Origin of the sequence: Aquimarina macrocephali JAMB N27 (genome assembly GCF_000520995.1) — a bacterium.
GTDB classification, from domain to species: domain Bacteria; phylum Bacteroidota; class Bacteroidia; order Flavobacteriales; family Flavobacteriaceae; genus Aquimarina; species Aquimarina macrocephali.
The window spans coordinates 56,561-74,769 of record NZ_JACA01000034.1; the positions used below are offsets into that span (position 1 = coordinate 56,561).

18 protein-coding genes are annotated in these 18,209 nt (G+C 33.3%); all 18 read right to left on the bottom strand.

All coding sequences use genetic code 11. The annotated features are described in order from the left end of the window. Window positions 1-121 precede the first annotated feature (121 nt). The 18 genes from bluB to nagB all read right to left on the bottom strand — a co-directional run bounded on the left by bluB (window position 122) and on the right by nagB (window position 18,148). Window positions 122-778, bottom strand: a complete 657-nt coding sequence (gene bluB / locus Z054_RS0118175) for a 5,6-dimethylbenzimidazole synthase (protein ID WP_024771469.1) — start codon at window positions 776-778, stop codon at window positions 122-124. Between the two features lie 6 nt (window positions 779-784). Continuing rightward, complete coding sequence (gene cobJ, locus Z054_RS0118180) at window positions 785-2,140, bottom strand: precorrin-3B C(17)-methyltransferase (protein ID WP_024771470.1); 1,356 nt, start codon at window positions 2,138-2,140, stop codon at window positions 785-787. Next, window positions 2,137-2,829 (bottom strand): precorrin-2 C(20)-methyltransferase, encoded by a 693-nt coding sequence (gene cobI, locus Z054_RS0118185; RefSeq protein WP_024771471.1) that lies wholly within the window; start codon window positions 2,827-2,829, stop codon window positions 2,137-2,139. The genes cobJ and cobI overlap by 4 nt, the downstream gene beginning before the upstream one ends. 5 nt (window positions 2,830-2,834) lie before the next feature. Further along, complete coding sequence (locus tag Z054_RS0118190; protein WP_024771472.1) at window positions 2,835-3,419, bottom strand: cob(I)yrinic acid a,c-diamide adenosyltransferase; 585 nt, start codon at window positions 3,417-3,419, stop codon at window positions 2,835-2,837. 45 nt (window positions 3,420-3,464) lie between these two features. After that, the gene (cobW, locus tag Z054_RS0118195; RefSeq protein WP_024771473.1) at window positions 3,465-4,556 is read right to left on the bottom strand and encodes a cobalamin biosynthesis protein CobW; all 1,092 of its coding nucleotides are present in this window, start codon (window positions 4,554-4,556) and stop codon (window positions 3,465-3,467) included. A gap of 246 nt (window positions 4,557-4,802) precedes the next feature. Next, window positions 4,803-5,489, bottom strand: coding sequence for a DUF2490 domain-containing protein (locus Z054_RS0118200; RefSeq protein ID WP_024771474.1), 687 nt, complete (start codon window positions 5,487-5,489; stop codon window positions 4,803-4,805). Between the two features lie 2 nt (window positions 5,490-5,491). Beyond that, entirely contained in the window at window positions 5,492-6,118 is a 627-nt protein-coding gene (locus tag Z054_RS0118205; RefSeq protein WP_024771475.1) for a carbonic anhydrase family protein, read from the bottom strand. Window positions 6,119-6,123: 5 nt separating this feature from the next. Continuing rightward, window positions 6,124-6,972, bottom strand: a complete 849-nt coding sequence (locus tag Z054_RS0118210; RefSeq protein WP_024771476.1) for a universal stress protein — start codon at window positions 6,970-6,972, stop codon at window positions 6,124-6,126. Between the two features lie 11 nt (window positions 6,973-6,983). Continuing rightward, complete coding sequence (locus tag Z054_RS0118215; protein ID WP_035092611.1) at window positions 6,984-8,579, bottom strand: SulP family inorganic anion transporter; 1,596 nt, start codon at window positions 8,577-8,579, stop codon at window positions 6,984-6,986. Between the two features lie 153 nt (window positions 8,580-8,732). Next, complete coding sequence (locus Z054_RS0118220; protein ID WP_152538600.1) at window positions 8,733-9,074, bottom strand: hypothetical protein; 342 nt, start codon at window positions 9,072-9,074, stop codon at window positions 8,733-8,735. Next, window positions 9,074-9,742 carry a TetR/AcrR family transcriptional regulator gene (locus tag Z054_RS0118225; protein WP_024771479.1) on the bottom strand — a complete coding sequence of 223 codons (669 nt, stop codon included), beginning with the start codon at window positions 9,740-9,742 and terminating at the stop codon, window positions 9,074-9,076. The genes Z054_RS0118220 and Z054_RS0118225 overlap by 1 nt, the downstream gene beginning before the upstream one ends. A gap of 96 nt (window positions 9,743-9,838) precedes the next feature. Next, entirely contained in the window at window positions 9,839-10,519 is a 681-nt protein-coding gene (locus Z054_RS0118230; RefSeq protein ID WP_024771480.1) for an RNA polymerase sigma factor, read from the bottom strand. Window positions 10,520-10,886: 367 nt separating this feature from the next. After that, window positions 10,887-11,555 carry a response regulator transcription factor gene (locus tag Z054_RS0118235; RefSeq protein WP_024771481.1) on the bottom strand — a complete coding sequence of 223 codons (669 nt, stop codon included), beginning with the start codon at window positions 11,553-11,555 and terminating at the stop codon, window positions 10,887-10,889. A gap of 12 nt (window positions 11,556-11,567) precedes the next feature. Continuing rightward, window positions 11,568-13,544, bottom strand: coding sequence for a tetratricopeptide repeat-containing sensor histidine kinase (locus Z054_RS0118240; RefSeq protein WP_024771482.1), 1,977 nt, complete (start codon window positions 13,542-13,544; stop codon window positions 11,568-11,570). 32 nt (window positions 13,545-13,576) lie between these two features. Then, the gene (locus Z054_RS31795; protein WP_161635307.1) at window positions 13,577-13,732 is read right to left on the bottom strand and encodes a hypothetical protein; all 156 of its coding nucleotides are present in this window, start codon (window positions 13,730-13,732) and stop codon (window positions 13,577-13,579) included. Between the two features lie 582 nt (window positions 13,733-14,314). Beyond that, entirely contained in the window at window positions 14,315-14,554 is a 240-nt protein-coding gene (locus Z054_RS0118250) for a hypothetical protein (protein WP_024771483.1), read from the bottom strand. A gap of 765 nt (window positions 14,555-15,319) precedes the next feature. Then, a complete protein-coding gene (locus Z054_RS0118255; protein WP_084050459.1) occupies window positions 15,320-16,147 on the bottom strand; it encodes an endonuclease/exonuclease/phosphatase family protein in 828 nt (275 codons plus the stop codon). Window positions 16,148-16,204: 57 nt separating this feature from the next. Continuing rightward, window positions 16,205-18,148, bottom strand: coding sequence for a glucosamine-6-phosphate deaminase (gene nagB / locus Z054_RS0118260; RefSeq protein WP_024771485.1), 1,944 nt, complete (start codon window positions 18,146-18,148; stop codon window positions 16,205-16,207). Between the last annotated feature and the right edge of the window lie 61 nt (window positions 18,149-18,209).

Below are 18,209 nucleotides of genomic sequence, written 5' to 3' on the forward strand. Positions count from 1 at the left end.
GAATATCATTACTATACTATTACTTTACAATTTGGTTACAGTAATTTTTTTATAATAAAAATCACAAACCTCAACCAGAGCAATTTATTTTGCTAAAAGTGAAGAATAGTAACATCTTCGATTATTTATATTTTTCTTCAATCACCACCTCTTTTTGAAGTTTTTTACGATCCCATTTTTTTAATTCTAATTCGGGTTGGTTATAAAACATGTCGGTGTATCCAAAGCATAAATACCCTATCAATTGGTTTTTTTCTGGAGCTCCAAGTACTTGTTTTACTTTTTCTGGATCCAAAATACTCACCCATCCCATTCCTATATTTAAGGATCGTGCCATGAGCCACATATTTTGTATCGCACAAACCACACTGTATTTACCCATATTAGGCATACTTGTCTGTCCTAAAACAGGGCCTTCTGCAGGTTTATAAAACACTGCCATATTTAGAGGAGATTCTAAAATCCCTTCTAGTTTAAGCTTGATGTATTCTTTTTGCTTTTCGTCTGTAAATTGTTGTGCAGCACGTGCCGTTTCTTCAGAAAAAGTTTCTTTTACAGCTTGCTTCGTTTTTTGATCCTGGATTAATACAAACTCCCAAGGTTGTGAAAACCCAACCGAAGGAGCTGCCAATGCAGCTTCTATGATCCTATCAATTGATTCCTGAGATACAGGAGTGTTTAAAAATCGATTCCCTCGAACATCCCTGCGATGCGCCATTATCTCTTCGAGCAATGCTTGTTCTTTATCGTCAAATATACGTTGCGGATGCTCTTTCATTTGTTTTTATAATTTAGCTTCTTCTAGAGTAAATGCTGCATTAATTATGGCCGCTGCAAAATTACTACCTCCCCGTTTTTCGGTAATTAACGCATACGGAATATGGGATATTGTCTTTAATCGTTCTTTAGATTCAATTACATTGATAAATCCTACCGGTGCCCCAACAACTCCTGTTGGAGATAATATTCCAGTTTGAATCTGATCTGCAATCTCAATTAATGCTGTCGGTGCATTTCCGATAACAAATAGTGCATTGGGATATTTTTTTGCAGCAAGTTTTATTCCCGCCTGTGTTCGTGTTAATCCTTCTTTTGCGGCAAGCTGAAGAGATTCTTTATCGTTTAACAAACAAATTACCTGATTGCCATATTTAGCGGTATACGCTTTTGTAATTCCTGCAGCCACCATAGTTACATCGGTAACGATAGTTCCTCCATTTTTAAGATAATCATGCCAGGTAGCAATTGCCTGTTTAGAAGTTTCCAGGTAATTTATATATTCAAAATCACCAGAAGTGTGAATACATCGTATAGCCGCCCATAAAGTGTCTTTTGCTAATGTATTTGGCGGAATATTATTTAATATCTCATTAAAACTAGCTTGTTGTATTTCTACACCGGTCTCTGGTTTTCTGTTTAAATATCCTCTTGGAGTAATGAGATGATCTTTATATCTAAAGGTCTGACTATTTCCTATCAACACCACACAAAACATATCGACTTCATTGACATCTAAATCTCCTAAAGTGGTAATTTTTATCTCTTCTTCTACTCTTCCTAATTGCTTACAAATTGCTACAGGGGTTGTTGCAGAGCGGTATTGCAAATAGATATTTTTTAAGGTCTGAAGCTGCCAATATCGTTTTTTACTTTTTGGGTTATATAATCCTGTTACAAAATCTCCCATAGCCGCAGCATGGATACGTTTCTCTATTGTGGTCCATGGAGTCATCAAATCAGATAATGAGATACAACAAAAATCATGTCCTAATACAGCTCCTAATTTACTGCCGGCAGTAATAAAGGCCGAAATTCCTGGTACCGTTTCTACAGGGATATCTAATTTTTGTTCTGCAACTTTTTGGTATACAATAGATGCCATTGCATATATACTGGCATCACCAGAGCCAATAACAACAACATGTTCTCCTTCTAAAGCATGTTGTATTGCAATTTCTGCTCTTTTTTCTTCTTCGCTTAATTCTTTACCTATACATAAGGCATCAGGACGTACTAAATGTTGTATAAATTGAAAGTAATAGTGATATCCTATGATTACTGAGGCTTCTGAAATTGCCTGTGTAGCCATCGGAATGATATAATCTGAATGCCCGGGACCTAGCCCTACAACTTTGATCATTGTTTGATAATTAATAAAGAGAAATATGGAATTTCTCTATTGGTCAGAGTGTTTAAATCTGTTGTTATATATTCTTGATTGGTTCCTAAACGTTCACAATAATAACATTTCCAATCTTTCTGTACTAATTCTAACTGAAAATCATTCCATCCAGAGCGTATTTTCATTAATATTACGGTATCGAATTCTAAAAAATATTTAGAGATTTCTGCGATATTTTTTGCTCTTGGAACGATCGCAATTTTATCGTTAAGTAAACTTAATGGTATTTGGTGTTGCGATGCGCCCAGCGAAAAAGAATTGATTCCCGGCACCAAAGATACTGGTAATTGCAACTCTTGAAGCTCTGCTAATATATACGAAAAAGAAGCATATAAGCTAATATCGCCTTCGCATACAATTGCTATTTTTTTTCCAGAACGACAGGCTTCTTCAATGTCTTTTACCGTTGCTGCATATGTTTCTGAAGCCTTTTTGCGGTCGTATGACATATTTAGGAAAAATCCTTTCAGTTCTTTATGCTCTAATCCGTGATATTGCAATATAGGATACACAAAGCTCTTTTTTTGATCTTTGGTAATAGATCCCGGATAAAAGATAAGATCAACTTCTTTTAATATTCGTAGTGCTTTAAGCGTAAGAAGCTCTGGATCTCCAGGTCCTAAAGCTATTCCATAAATTGTATGCAAAACCGTTATATTCTTTTCTTTTTTCTTTTATATAAAAACAACTGCCATTTTTCTTCTGCCACCCCAGCTTTATCCATTTCTGCTCTAGCCATGGTGAAGAATAAATCTGATAATCTATTAATATATGCAACCACATATTCTTCTACAGATTCTGGATCTTCGTGCATTAAGGTAACTAATCTACGTTCACCTCTTCTGATTTGCGTTCTGCACACGTGACATAATGCTGAAATTTCATTCCCTCCAGGTAATAAAAAATAGTCAGATGGAGAACTAATATTGGCTTCCATCTCATCCATCCATTGTTCACAAAAATCCGCCCCGTCTTTAGGCCTGGGGTTAGGATTTTCTTTTTTAGAATCTGATGGCCTTGCGAGATGTGACATCATATCCATAAGATCTTTTTGGATTTTGTGAAGATTTGGCTGCCACTCATGGTCATTACTTAGTTTTGCACGTAGTAATCCAATAGTAGAATTCGCTTCGTCTAAAGCTCCGTTACATTCTATACGTGCTGAATCTTTAAATTCTCTTTTTCCTCCAAAGACTCCGGTCTTACCTGTATCTCCTTTACGTGTGTATATTTTCAAGGGATTAAAATTTTAAATTAATACTGAAATCATGTAAATGAATAGTTATACTCCTTCTCCTATCATCAATTTTTCTTCTAATATCTCTTGAATCTTTTGCTCTTCGAGTAGTTCTCCGATAATCACTAATCGAGTAGCCTTGATTTCTCCATCGATCCATTTTCTGTCAAAATAGTTTTCAAATCGATCCGCAACTCCCTGAACAATCATACGCATTGGTTTACCAGGTACATGGATAATTCCTTTAATCCTGTAGATATGGTGTTCTGCTACCAATGCCTTTAAATTTTTGATTAGAGTTTCTGGAGTATGAGGTGCCTTAATTTCTATCACAATAGAATTAATCGAATCATCATGATCATGGTCGTGATGATGATGTCCATGCTCATCATGGTGATGGTGATGGTGTTCTTCGTGGTGAGAATGCTTGTCATCTACATGATCTTCGGCTTTAGCATCAATCCCTAATAATACATCGGCAGGGATATTACCTTTTACTGCAGAAATCAACTTGATGTTGCCACCAACACGATTCTGGATAATATCTCTGACTTGATTATATTCTTCTGTATTGATTAAATCTGATTTGGTCATTATAATCAAATCTGCACAAGACAGCTGATCTTCGAATAACTCTTCGATAGAAGATTCGTGATCCAGATTTTCATCATCTAATCGTTGAGATTGTACTTTATCACGGTCACATATTTCTCCTGTGGCCTGCCCTACACAATCAACAGCAGTAATTACAGCATCTACAGTGATTTGTGGTTTCAAATCAGGCCAGTTAAAAGCTTTTAGTAATGGTTTAGGCAATGCTAACCCTGAAGTTTCTATAATAATATGATCAATATCTTGTTTACGCTCCATCAATTGAAGCATGGTGGGTAAAAATTCCTCCTGTACCGTACAACAAAGACATCCATTACTCAATTCTAATATATTTTCTTCTTCACATCCACAGTCATTACCTTTTAGAATTTCTCCATCCATTCCTAATTCTCCAAATTCATTAACGATTATTGCTAATCGTCTGCCGTTTGCATTTTTAGCAATTTGATGTATCAAAGTTGTTTTACCAGATCCCAGAAATCCTGTAATAATCGTTACAGGTATTTTTTGTGTGTTTAAAGCCATATAATTCTTATCAAAAATGATTCTAAGCAAAACTATCTATTATAGCTTAAAGGAAAAAACAAATTGTGATATGTTTATCTAAGATTTTGCCAGATAATGAATTTTATAAAAACCAACACCAGTATAAAAACACACAACGGATAATAGATAATTTAGATACAAGTATTATCTTTTTATTTGCAAAAAGCCAGTTATAGAAATAACTGGCTTTTTCAATAGAAAGGGAATAAACAAATATTATTTATATCATACTTTTTTCTTACGTAAGTCTGTATTAAAGACAACTCCAAATTGAAGAAATGCTTTTCCTGTATTTCTTAATCTTTGGTATAAAAGTCCGGTTTGAAGATTAACATTTTTAGATAATTGGTAACCTAGCCCACCGTAGAGTCGGTTTCTATCAAAAAACTCTTCTTCACCATTGATAAAAATTTCATCATAGACCCCAACAAACAATGCTCCTTTTTCAATTTTGGGTTTATTAAGAGGTAAAAAAAGCATCAAACGATATCTAAATCGTGTTTTGAAATCACTTTTGATAAAACGTTCCTCTACACGATAGCGATGTTCAAATTTTACTCTTCCAAGGTTGTTGGTTGTAATGAGTTGTTGCCAAATACGATGCTCTTCTACTTCGGGGCTTGTACGTTCTGATTCATAGATATGATTACTAATATACGCGTAACCTGCTGTTGCAAAAGCATTTTCGGCAAAATGATAATTAAGGCCTGTTCTTAACAATAATTGTTCAACATTAACAGGAGCAATGGTATGATTTCGGTATTGTACTTCTGTATGAACACTAAACTTCTCACTTATTTTATTTGTTCCAAAATACATCAACCAATTTCCTGTATCATCCTGACTAAAAATGGATGTAGGTATTAAAAACAGAAGTACTAAAAAATAAAAAAAACTAAATTTTGATTTCATGTCTAAAAGAATTTTACTCCGCCGGTTTTAATGTCATACATTCCGCCAACTATTTTTATTTCTCCTTTATTTTCCATTTCGGCAAGGACCTCACTTGAAGAACGAATATTGTCAATGGTCATGATTACATTTTTTTCTGCAACCTCATTTACAAAATCGATATTTTTTGAGTTTCTCAATGCATCATCTTTTGGTTCTTTAACCGCTTCAACTGCTGGTTCTATTTTGTTTATTAAGGCGGTTAAATTTCCTAGTCTGGCATGATCACATGCTCCTTTAACGGCACCACAGGCAGTATGTCCCAAGATCACCAATAGTTTTGTTCCTGCCAATTTACAGGCAAATTCCATACTACCTAAGATATCTTCGTTCACAAAATTTCCTGCAATTCGTATACTAAAAACATCACCCAGACCCTGATCAAAAATTAATTCTGATGATACCCGAGAATCGATACAACTCAATATAGTTGCGAAAGGAAATTGACCATTTGCAGTCTGGGTTACCTGTTGTAATAAATTTCGATCTGCCTTCAAATTATTTTGAAAGCGTTGATTTCCTTCTACAAGGGTCTTTAATGCACTGTTTGGAGTCATTGCATCTTGCGTTTCTTTTGTATGTGCTTTCATAATTATTATTTTTTGTTAGCCAGGACAAGAACTGGCACATTTGTTTTATTTATAGTTTGTTGAGCTTTATCATTGAGACCAATTGATTTGCTTAACTTTTGTTTGGTTTCTCTTTTTACACAAAGTAGTCCCAATTTATTTTTTTCAATGTATTTTGAGACACTATTACTATCATCCATTCCTTCTTCAAATTCAAAGATTACTGTATTTGCTACACTAGATTGTTCTTCAGGTTTCGAAAAGGTTATTGGTTTTTTAAGCTGAGAACCTGTTTTCTTAATTTTAAACAGCTTAAAAGGTTTATGAGTACGTTTTTTTAAATCCTGAACAATTTCAACTTCATTATTTAACGATGTATCATCAAGAAAACCAAGAGACACATCATGATAAGAAGTAAGGTTTTTATCACTTCCCGAAATAAGAATCTCACCTTTGTGATTCTTCAATAAATAAGATGTTAATCCATCTCCCAAAAAGTTTACCATTTTGGGTTTTCGTTTACCAATAACAACAACATCTGGCTGTGTTTTGGTAATGTGATTTTGTATTTCAGTAATAACATTTCCAAAAGTAAAACTATAAATGATAGGAATATTTTCTATATCTGATATAGTATCAACCAATTTTCGCATTGCCTTTTTTGAAGCAATTCTTTCTTCCTCTAATGTTCGCATTACAGCTATTTGGTTATCATATCGAACAACCTGCATAGGTGGTTTTACATAAAAAACCTCAATTCCTGCATCTATAACCTTTGCCAAATTTACAGCATTACGTAATGCTGTGTATGAGGATTTGGTTTGATCAATTAATACCAATAGCCTGTATTTTGATTCTAACATATTAGTTTTCATAAGTTTGTATTTTAAGCGCTTTTAGGGCGTAGTCTAAAAAATTGAATAAAGCTATCTGGATTTTCTATAGTACCTCTTTCTGAAATAAGCTGGATATCGATATTCCTATTCCTTGCTTTTTCGGAAAAGTCTTCAAGAATTTCGACAATATCGTTGTCTAAATACCTTGTTTTTCGAACATCAAGTTCTAAATAGGTATCTCTGGGAAGGCTGTCTAGTTCTTTAAGAATAGCTCCTTTATTAAAGAATGTTACTTCTTCTGCTAATGTCATCTTTATTTTATGCTTGCCGTTACTCTTATCTTCGATATGTAAGAAATGTGAGTTCTGAAAACTCTTAATCAAAATAACTACAATACCTACTAATAAACCTAATCCTATCCCTACCAAAAGATCTGTAAATACAATACCTGTAACTGTAACTATAAACGGAACAAATTGTTTCCAACCTAATCGATACATAGTTTTAAATAATCCTGGTTTTGCAAGTTTATACCCAACGATAAGAAGAATTGCAGCTAAAACAGATAATGGAATCTTATTTAAAAGTTTGGGTATTAAAATTACAGAAATCAATATCAAAAACCCATGTAAGATTGCCGCCATTTTTGATTTACCTCCTGATTGGATGTTTGCCGAACTACGAACAATCACTTGGGTAATCGGTAACCCTCCGATAAGCCCAGAAATAATATTTCCTGTGCCCTGCGCCAATAATTCGCGATTGGTAGGTGTTACCCGTTTACGAGGGTCTAGTTTATCGGTTGCCTCTACACATAATAAGGTTTCTAGACTGGCCACTAAAGCAATAGTAAACGCAGTTACCCATATTTGTGGATTGGTAATGGCTCCAAAATTTGGAAAACTAAATTGCGCTAAAAACGAAGATGCATCCTCTGGTACAGGTACACTTACCAGGTGTTCTGAAGAGATTCCCCAGGTACTATTTCCTGCTGTTACTAAAAAGTATATAATACCAGCCGCAACTGCTACCAAAGGCCCTTGAATAAGCTTAAATACTTTTCCTTTTTTCGAAAGTACATTACTCCATAAAAGAAGAATCCCAAGACCGATAAACGCTATTAAGGTAGCTCCAGGACTAATAGCATTAATTGCGCTTAAAATCCCTGAAAACGTATTTTCTCCATCTATCTGGAAGAATGCAAAATCACCTTCTGGATCTGCATCATATCCAAAGAAATGAGGTATTTGTTTAAGTATGATAATGATACCTATTCCTGTAAGCATTCCTTTAATGACAGATGATGGAAAATAATATCCAATAATTCCTGCTTTCAAAAAACCAAATGCCAATTGTATCACACCTCCCAAAACGACTGCCATAAGGAAGTTTTGATACCCTCCCAATGCGCCAATAGCGGTTAATACAATTGCTGCAAGGCCAGCTGCTGGACCACTAACACCTATTTGAGACCCACTCATGGCTCCCACTACGATACCTCCTACGATACCTGAAATCAAGCCAGAAAACAGAGGAGCTCCACTGGCTAAAGCGATACCTAAACATAGAGGTAAGGCCACAAAAAATACGACAATACTGGCTGGAATATCAGCCTTAAAATTTTTAAATAAATTTGGATTATTCATAGCTATTTTGGTTTGAAAAATGCCATACCCCATTGGGCACAAAAACATTGATCAATTAATAATGTTATTATGTAAATTAATGAGTTCCATAGTAATGGAACCTGATTGAAATGCGGCAAGAATTCAGATTAAGAACGTAGAATCCTAATTTAATTACACCTGTTCGGGAGGTGGGATGGGAATTTCGAGAGCAAAATCATAATGAGGTTGTAGTACCTGATAACAAAAACATTCTGAAGCATAGATAAAATGACGATCTTGAGAATTTAAAATTTTAAATTCATTTTTTTCATCCTTACGATCATCTTCTTGTTTTTCTTCTTCATCAGAATCTTCATCAGAATCTTCTTCCCAATCTATCTCAACTAATTCGATATCATCATTAGCAAAAAGTGCAATAGTCCTTACTATTGGTTGTAACAACATACTCACAAATACAACGATAAACGAGCTATACTTTATAAAGCTAAATATGTTATTACAGAATAATCCCATCACACAACAGTTTTTTGTACTAAATCAGTATAAAATCTCACTACATTGTTTTTTCCTTCTTCAACATCGGTTAAGGCAGGAAGGTGTTGAGAAAAATAGCGTTGATGATGTGCTCCCTCCATTACTGTTGAAATGAGCATATGTGGAAATTCAAATTTTGGATTTATCTCCAAAACCATATCGCTCACTCTTTGTACAACTCTTTTATAAGTTTTATAGAACCCTTTTTTATTTTCTTCGTCTACATCCTTAGTATAATAGGCTTTAGCAGATTCTGAAATGATAATTTTATTAAGTAGTACTTCATTAATAAAAGTAAAAGAGTTGTCTTCTTTTACTTCCTCTGTAAGCAAGGTTATAGCAGTGTTCAATTTATCTTTTGCAGAAGTAATGTTTGTCGTTGCAAAAACCAATTTGTACTCAATCCAACTCCAATACCAATTAATCAAGTATACCAACAATGCATGTTTACTTTCAAAATAACGATAAATCGAACTTTCATTAGACCCTATAGCAACTCCCAGCTTTCTAAATGTGAAAGACTCAAAGCCTAAATCATTTATCATCTCGATACTAGTGTGCACTATTTTCTTCCCCAAATCAGAGGATTCAGGGTTTTTGGTGTATAACTCCGGACTAATTGTTATATGTATAGGTAAACCTTCCATTTAGAAAAGCAAATATATGAAAGTATTACTATTAAATAAGAATAGTTTAACTATTTTTTATGAAAGTATTGATTCTGGAAGTATCTCTGATCTAAATTAACATACAGCTTTTAGTTCATTATACATTGGATCTTTTTCGATCATTTTTAATAACTTCTTTTTGGCTTCGAATTTCTTTTTTCTGGTATATCCTTCAGAATGTCCTATGATTTTCGAAATTTCTTTCATTGATTTTCCTTCAAAAAAAAGAGATAATAGTTTCTTATTCTCTGTACTTAATTTTTGAAAGTGTTTTCTATAGAGATGTTCGCGTTCTTGATTTTCAATATCAGTTATTAAGGGTTCACTAGTTCCTTCTTCAAAACGATACCATCCATCATCGAGAATTAGTTTTTTCTTTTTCTTTAATCGATTTCTCCACAGGTTTTTACAAATCCCATAGAAATAGGTTTTTATCGGTACTCGTAGTTCTAAAAGACCTGATCGTAATTTCTGATATAGCACAACTAATGCATCCTGAAAAACATCTTCTACATCTTCAGGATTTCCATTATTGCGAAGAATATATCCCTGAATGTATCGTATATTTTCTTTATAAAAACATGTTAGTATTTTCTCGTCCCCATTAATGATTCCAGCTATGATTATTTGATCGTTATCCATCATTATAGTGAGTTTGTGTCTTTTAGGATTTAGGTTATACCATTTATCTCTTGAATTTACTGGAGTAAAATGTTCTTTTTCGGTAAATTCAAACAATAAATGGTATAAGCTCATTATCATTTATCGCTCACTTGCTTTTATGATACAAACATAAATTGACTACGTCATATGTCCTTACAGATTTCTGTAATGTGATCTATTTTTTTGAAAAAAAATTACATTATACTGCTTTTGAAGATCTACAGTACTTTTTTCTTTATCTGTTAGAAATTTGGATAGTGCGTTTATGCTACTATAAGTCTGAATTCGATGTAGGAAAAAGCTATTCTCGATAGTCCTACTGAGCTTGCCGAAGTACAGTTTTCCTCCATGTCACCTCGAACCTTTCGACTTTGCTCAATACAAGTTCCGTCCAGGGGTCATTCTGAAAAACCACTCGAATTGACGCTTCTAAATATTTTAGCTTACATAGAAACTCAGGTCATAATATTCCTAAATCCTTTACAATAGCTACCAGATGAGTAGTATTTTTAGCTTTGAAGTCATCAAAAAGTTTACTTACTCTTTTATCGATAGCACTTTCACTGTTTGGAGATATATTTTGGTTTTTCAGCTTGGTTCGGATTTCTTTTTTGGTAAACCCATGTGATAAGTCTTCTAATAACATCATATCCAGATCATCTAAATGAATCATCGTATTAGCAGTAGAATTATTAGTTAATTCTGGAGGCCATACCGTATTACCTTGATACACACCATCCACGCACGCTACTAATTCTTTTATCGCATGCTGACCTTTACAGACATATCCATTGATATTGAGTTTTTCGAATAGCATATTGATTTTGTCTGGTCTGTTTTCCTGAGAATATACAATCACTTTGATATCTGGTTGTATGCTTCTTATATCTTTTATGAGTTCGATACCTGAGGTCCTGGTTTGGACCTTATGATCTTCTCTAAACGAAAGGTCTGTGATCAATAATTCAAATACTTCATGGTCATTATGTGCTTTTCGGAACTTGAGATAGGCATCATCACAATATTTAGCTTCTTCAATATTGTGAATTCCAATTTTATCATTTAGTACCTTTATAATGCCTTGATTCGCAATTTCATAGTCTTCTGCTACCAATACTTTAGTAAACATCTTGCTAACTTTTTAATTAGGGATTTGTATCTCGGCTTTAAAGCCTTTACCTTTTTCTGAGTCAAAGATAAGTGTTCCTTGTATAGCCCGAATACGGTTTTCTGTATTTCGAAGTCCATTTTTGGATTGTACATGTTCTTCTGTGACCCCAACACCATTATCAGAATAGTTAATTGTGAGTGTATCATTAGGGTTAGAAAACCTCAATTTAACCAGGCTGGCTTGACTATGTTTTTGCATATTGGTCATCAATTCCTGTAGTACTCTGTATACCGTTATTTTTATGGTTTTATCCATCTCATCCCAATCGATCCTATCAAATCCTATGGCAATTAACTGAATCCCATTTTGGGTATAGTTTTTTAGCATATTATTCAATTCTTCTGGATAGGTCTCCCCAGTCTCGAACTCATTGTTTTCACGTGAGATATCACGTGCTTTGAGATAGGTAGTATTGAGTTTATCTTTAATTTGGGAGTCATGGGGATCGTTTTGATATTGCATCATCACCTGAAAAATATCATTTCCTAATTCATCATGTAATTGTTTAGAAATACGAGTTTCGGTTTCGTAACTGGCTTCAAACTGTATTATTTTATTTTGTTGGTTGAGATAGTGCATTTGTTGTCTAAAAAAATAGATTATAAATCCAATACCTGTAATCAATAGTAATATCCCAAGCAGGTATATTGTATTTTCGTTACGAACCTCTGATATTTTTCTGTTTTTTTCTGCGTTCTCCTTTAGTAAGTTTTCATTCTCAAATCGCGTAGGTGCATAGATTTCCCGTGTCTTTTTTCGAAGCTCCATCAATTTAAGGCTAGCTTCTTTAAAACGTTGATGGTCTTCTAAAGACTCTGGATCTAATTCGGTAATCAAGGTTAATACTTCCAGTAATGCCTCATAATCGCCAAAATCTTTTAAGCTTTGATATGCCACACGAGCATGGTGTTTTGCTTTTTCTAAGTTTTTATTTTTATAATATTTAGTGAGATGTATGTTGCTTGCAAATAAACCAAATATGCTTTTTTCTTGCTGCCTGATGCTAAGTGCTTCCAGCAGCATAGTTTCACTCTCTACACTCTTCGGATTTCGAAGAAATTTTATATACCCCAGATTGCTTAAGATTTGCGCATATCGTGTTCGCTTTTTTATTACGTTCTCATCTTTTAGTAAAGATTGTAAAATATCAATACTTTCTTCATAGTTTTTTTGCTCTGTCAAAATATTTGCACGAGTGTTTTTAAAAACCGGTAAAAGGTGAATTCCTACTTTCTTTTTAGCAATCGAATCGTTAAGTAAGTTTAGCACTTTATTATTCCATAGTAAAGCCTCTTCAGGGTTTTTTAACTCAATAAAAGATATAGATATACCATGGTATAATCCAGATATTATTTTGTGTTCAGAAGAGTTTTCTACATATCTTAAACCATCTGTAGCCGTTGTTTTGCTAGCATTATGATCTCCTAATGTTCTTTGAATATTAGAAATGGCCATCAAACACCTCCCCGCATTGATACTATCCTTAAGGTTTCTCCGAATCTTAAACGATTGATTATAATACCCAAAAGCTTCCAGGTAATTATCGAGTTTTTTATTATAAAAACCTAATCTATAATATGCTTTCCCTATATAAAAACTATCCTTATTTTGTTGAGCTAGTTGTAATAACACATAGGATTCTTCAATTGCTTTTTCTGGGCCTTTATATTTATTCAACAGTTTTGCATATAACGAGAGCCCTTTATATCGTAACGAATCTATTTCTAGTTTCTTAGCTCCTTGCAAAAAGTTATCTATAGCATTTAATCTTTTTTCTTCACTATTGGAATTATTTGAAGCAATATCATAATAGGTATGTAAAGAATCGATCTTTTTGATTACTTGAGAAGAAGTCGAATCATTGGTAACATTATGATTACAGGAATTGAAAAAAACACCTATCAATATACATAAAAAAAAGAGGGATAAAACTGTATATCGTTTCATCCCTCAAAAGTACTAAATTATAATGATTAAGATTATCCTTCATCTTCTTCTATTTCTTCATTTTCTCCATTAGTACTTAATACTTCTGTTTTTAGAGTTTCGTTTTCTTTAACGCTATCATCTGGCGTACAAGAAGCAAAGTTGATTCCAAGGAGTATGGCTATTAGTATGTATTTTAAAGTTTTCATGTGTTAAATTTTTTGTTTTTCCAAAGTTTAGGGTACGCCCATAGGTATCAACCCCAGATCAGTATGTTGCTACATACCTATTGCCTATGGGAAATTATCGATCGGTTTTTGGGAAAGTGTGATCCTATACAGTCGCGATACCCTACTTTCCCCTTTTGGGTAGCGGCAAACTGTAGTCTGGATGTTTTCGGTGGGTCAGTTTTCTGTATTTTCTATGCAATCCAGTTGTAAGCCCAACAATTTGTTAAGCATACATATACTGTGGATATTGATTTTTTAGATATACTTGGTTTTCAGGTTCTTTATCCCAAAAACTATATATAGCTCTAAAAAAATCCTACATTGTTATAGAAAATACTGGTTGGTAATGTCGGTAACAGTTAGAGTATGTAATTAACTTATAAGAGATTTTACATCGTTAGCTACTTGATTGATTATCCTACTCGGTTTATCATATTAGCATATGCCAATATGGTGTGTTCATTGCTCGAATGGAAATCGATGTTTTTCTAACTATTGTTTAGTTTATCTCGGGAGACAAACTCAATCACTTATACGAATTATCATGTACTCTTATAAAGTTTACGAAACGAATTCTTTACAAGAAGTATAACTGCCTTTGATTACTACTTCACGGAAGTTTTTACTTATAAATTGAAGTGTTTCTTCCTGTCTTTCGCCACCATTTGATTCGGTAATCACTTTTGGAAGAGGGTTAACAACCGAAGTATATAAGCCCATTCCAAGGACACATCCTAATGCATCGGTAAACAGATGGTTTCTGTCCTCCTGCCCTTTTTTAGAATTTTGATTATACTTCATTGTTTTATTTTTTGGTTATTAATTAGCATACAAATGTTCAGCATGAATACGTATTCTTTTTGCGTAGTCAATTAGTATTATTTTTCTAAAACTGAACAAATAATATAGTGTTTGTATTGAGATACAAAGATACGGATATTTTTAGGATTTTACAACTATTTTTTAATATTAAATTATTGATTATCAGGTATTTATATTTAAAATTAAGCAAAGAAATTCCTGTCCGTTTTATAACAGATTTTGGATATTTTGGCAATCACCTAACTACCTGATACTTGCTTTCCAATCACTTATTCTTTATGTGCTAATTAGCTTTTATGCATTCGTTTAAAATTTTACTTATTTTCTTTTAGATTGTTTTATAACATATTACTATTTAAATCTGTTTTCATACTATTGCTCTCCATCGGTTCTTTTGTTACGACTTGGTTTTATGCTTTTGATTTGGTTTATTTCAGAAAAATCGCAATAAAAAAAAGCGTCCAATTTCTTGGACGCTTGCTATTTTATATTGTTTTCTAATTTATATCACTTCAAAAAATGATTAAAATAGTTACATAGCGTCCTCTCCTGTAGAGATTCCTTATTAATCCATCGATAATCACCTAGATTAAACCGCAATTTTAATGCCATATGTATACTATTCTGTTTCATTTTGTTATATAAAAGATAACGATTTTAGTAGTATTTTCCAAAATTAGTGCGCAAATATATGTATTTGAATATGAATTCGATACTGATAATCACCAAAATTAGTAAAGTATTTTATTCTATTTTAATGAAGACAGGTAAATGATCAGAGAGTAATAGGTTGTTCCTTCTTCTATCATCAATATTAGAATAACTATTCACTACTATATTTTTGGTCAGGATGTAATCTATTCTCGAGATAATCTTTTTTTCAGAATTGAAACCATTAAAAGTTCCTATTGGCCCGTATGGACTAGTTTTACTAATCTCAAATGAGTCTTCTAACTTGGTTTTCAATATTTGAATAGGTTTTGTATTTGGTAAACAGTTTAAATCACCAATTACTGCGATACGTTCATTTTCTATTTTCATTTTTTTGATTAGTCTTAATACTAATTTAGAAGAGTTTTCCCTTGCTACCTCTCCAAGGTGGTCATAATGACAATTGAAGACATGAATAGTATCCCGTGTAGATTTATCTCTAAATTGACCATAGGTCACAATTCGCTCCATTGAGGCATCCCAACCAATAGATACCGTATCTATTTTTTCTGAAAGCCAAAATGTTTTAGTTTCTATCAACTCGATAGTATTAGTATTAAAAAACAGAGCAGCATATTCTCCTGCTTGGTGTCCATCTTCTCTACCTACACCAACAAAACTATAATTTGTTAACGTAGTGTCTACATATTTTACCTGGTCGTTTAATCCTTCCTGAATTCCTAAAATATCGGGTGAATAGTATTGTATCATCTGTACGACTTCTTGCTTTCTATTCTCCCACCAGTTTTCGTTATCATTAGGGTTGTTATATCTTATGTTGTACGACATTATAGATTTTTGAGCATTGAGACTCAAAGTAACTAGTGCTAATAGAGCAATCAATTTTAAATTTTTCATCATCTATTTTTGTTTGATTATTATCAACTCTGGGCTCTATAATAATTTAGTGTTGTTGATTTAAAAATAATACCTTTTAAAAGCCTCTATCCCGGCATAATCTGTCAATCCCAATTGATGATATTTTTTTGCAGTATCTTTATTACGTTCTTCTGCTCTTACCCAAAATTCTCTGGTATCATCTCCTTGAAACATCACATTATCTTTTTGGGATTGATGAAAAAATATCGCTTTTCGTTTTTTAAGCACTTCATCAGGACTTAGAGGAACAGCCATTTCGATATCATGAATATCCCATTCCTGCCATGCCCCACGATACAACCATATCCAACAGTCTTTCATAAACTCCTCTTTCTTAATGTCTTCTATAACCTTAAATAATATATCTAAACAGACTTTATGGGTTCCATGAGGGTCTGCCAAATCTCCTGCTGCATATATTTGATGCGGTTTTATATCTCTTATTAACTTGGTAAGAATAGCTATATCGTTCTTATCATAAGGCTTTTTCTTTACCGTTCCGGTCTCATAAAATGGTAAATCCAAAAAATTTACATGGGTATCAGGCAATCCCAGGAAACGAGTTGCTCCTAATGATTCTACTCTTCTTATTAATCCTTTAAGAGTTCTAATCTCTATAGAATCAATTGTATTTTCCTTTTTCTTTTTAAGTTCGGCAAGGATAACATCAATGTTTATACTTCCCACATTTTCTAATAGCATACTTTTAACAACCTCTGCATATTTAATAGCTTCCTCATCAGATACTGCAATATTTCCTGAGGTTTGATATGCCACGTGTACCTCATGTTTTTGTTCGATAAGACGAAGAAAAGTACCTCCCATTGAAATGACATCGTCATCAGGATGTGGACTAAGGATTAAAACTCTTTTTTTATGAGGTATATTGCGTTCTGGTCGGTTAGTATCATCTGCATTTGGCTTACCACCAGGCCATCCGGTAATGGTAGATTGTAATTTATTGAACATACTGATATTAAGATCATAGGCTGACCCTTTTTCTGCCAACAATCCAGACATTCCGTTATCATTATAATCTTTATCTGTAAGTTTCAGTATTGGTTTTTGTACTTTCTGACTTAACCATACAATTGATTTATTCTTAATTTTCTCATCCCATATACAAGACTCTACTAACCAAGGGGTTTTAATTCTGGTCAATTCTCCTGCTGCTTCCTGATCTAATACAAAAGTGATATTTTTATGTTCTTGTAGATACGACGCAGGAATATCAGATTTTATTGCTCCTTCTACTGCTTCTTTTACAACAGGTGCTTTTTTATGGCCTAAGGCCATGATCACTATTCGTTTAGCTTTCTTTATGGTTCCTATCCCCATGGTAATGGCCCTTTTTGGCACATTTGCTATACCAAAAAAAGCTTCGGCAGCGTCAGATCTGGTTACGTGATTTAATGTGATAATTCGTGTTCCTGAATTTGGATGTGAACCCGGTTCATTAAATCCAATATGTCCCGTTCTTCCTATTCCTAATAACTGAAAATCTAAACCTCCTACTGCATTTATTTTTAGTTCATAATCTATACAATATTGATGAAGGTCTTTTTGTGAAACCATACCATCTGGTATATGGATGTTTTCTGGTAAGATATCTATATGATTAAATAGGTGTTCATACATGAAGTAATGATAGCTTTGTACATTAGTTCTTTCCATAGGATAGTATTCATCCAAATTAAATACTATCACGTTTGCAAAGCTTAGATTTTCCTCTTTATGAAGTCGAACTAATTCTTCGTAAACCTTAATAGGAGATGAGCCAGTAGCTAATCCCAAAACACAATAGTTTTGTTTTACTTGTTTTTCTTTTATTAACGTGGCTATTTCTTGCGCAATTACTATAGACGCATAATCCGAGTTTTTGAATATAACATTGTGAATTTTTTCAAACTTAGTGTTTTCATAAATTCCAGCTTCTTTGTAGCTAATGTCTTTAAAACTCTTTAATTCAACTTTAGTAATCATAATAATTTGTAATTGATACTCGATTTTATAATAAAAATAATTGCATTTACTCTTATCAATA

Bases quoted from the DNA above. Each gene is read 5' to 3' on its own strand.
- Z054_RS0118205 (WP_024771475.1), bottom strand. From the start codon at position 6,118: ATGAAAGCACATACAAAAGAAACGCAAGATGCAATGACTCCAAACAGT.
- Z054_RS0118225 (WP_024771479.1), bottom strand. From the start codon at position 9,742: ATGGAAGGTTTACCTATACATATAACAATTAGTCCGGAGTTATACACC.
- Z054_RS0118210 (WP_024771476.1), bottom strand. From the start codon at position 6,972: ATGAAAACTAATATGTTAGAATCAAAATACAGGCTATTGGTATTAATT.
- Z054_RS31795 (WP_161635307.1), bottom strand. From the start codon at position 13,732: ATGAAAACTTTAAAATACATACTAATAGCCATACTCCTTGGAATCAAC.
- Z054_RS0118235 (WP_024771481.1), bottom strand. From the start codon at position 11,555: ATGTTTACTAAAGTATTGGTAGCAGAAGACTATGAAATTGCGAATCAA.
- cobW (WP_024771473.1), bottom strand. From the start codon at position 4,556: ATGGCTTTAAACACACAAAAAATACCTGTAACGATTATTACAGGATTT.
- Z054_RS0118215 (WP_035092611.1), bottom strand. From the start codon at position 8,579: ATGAATAATCCAAATTTATTTAAAAATTTTAAGGCTGATATTCCAGCC.
- Z054_RS0118230 (WP_024771480.1), bottom strand. From the start codon at position 10,519: ATGAGCTTATACCATTTATTGTTTGAATTTACCGAAAAAGAACATTTT.
- Z054_RS0118240 (WP_024771482.1), bottom strand. From the start codon at position 13,544: ATGAAACGATATACAGTTTTATCCCTCTTTTTTTTATGTATATTGATA.
- Z054_RS0118250 (WP_024771483.1), bottom strand. From the start codon at position 14,554: ATGAAGTATAATCAAAATTCTAAAAAAGGGCAGGAGGACAGAAACCAT.
- cobJ (WP_024771470.1), bottom strand. From the start codon at position 2,140: ATGATCAAAGTTGTAGGGCTAGGTCCCGGGCATTCAGATTATATCATT.
- Z054_RS0118220 (WP_152538600.1), bottom strand. From the start codon at position 9,074: ATGGGATTATTCTGTAATAACATATTTAGCTTTATAAAGTATAGCTCG.
- bluB (WP_024771469.1), bottom strand. From the start codon at position 778: ATGAAAGAGCATCCGCAACGTATATTTGACGATAAAGAACAAGCATTG.
- nagB (WP_024771485.1), bottom strand. From the start codon at position 18,148: ATGATTACTAAAGTTGAATTAAAGAGTTTTAAAGACATTAGCTACAAA.
- Z054_RS0118200 (WP_024771474.1), bottom strand. From the start codon at position 5,489: ATGAAATCAAAATTTAGTTTTTTTTATTTTTTAGTACTTCTGTTTTTA.
- Z054_RS0118255 (WP_084050459.1), bottom strand. From the start codon at position 16,147: ATGATGAAAAATTTAAAATTGATTGCTCTATTAGCACTAGTTACTTTG.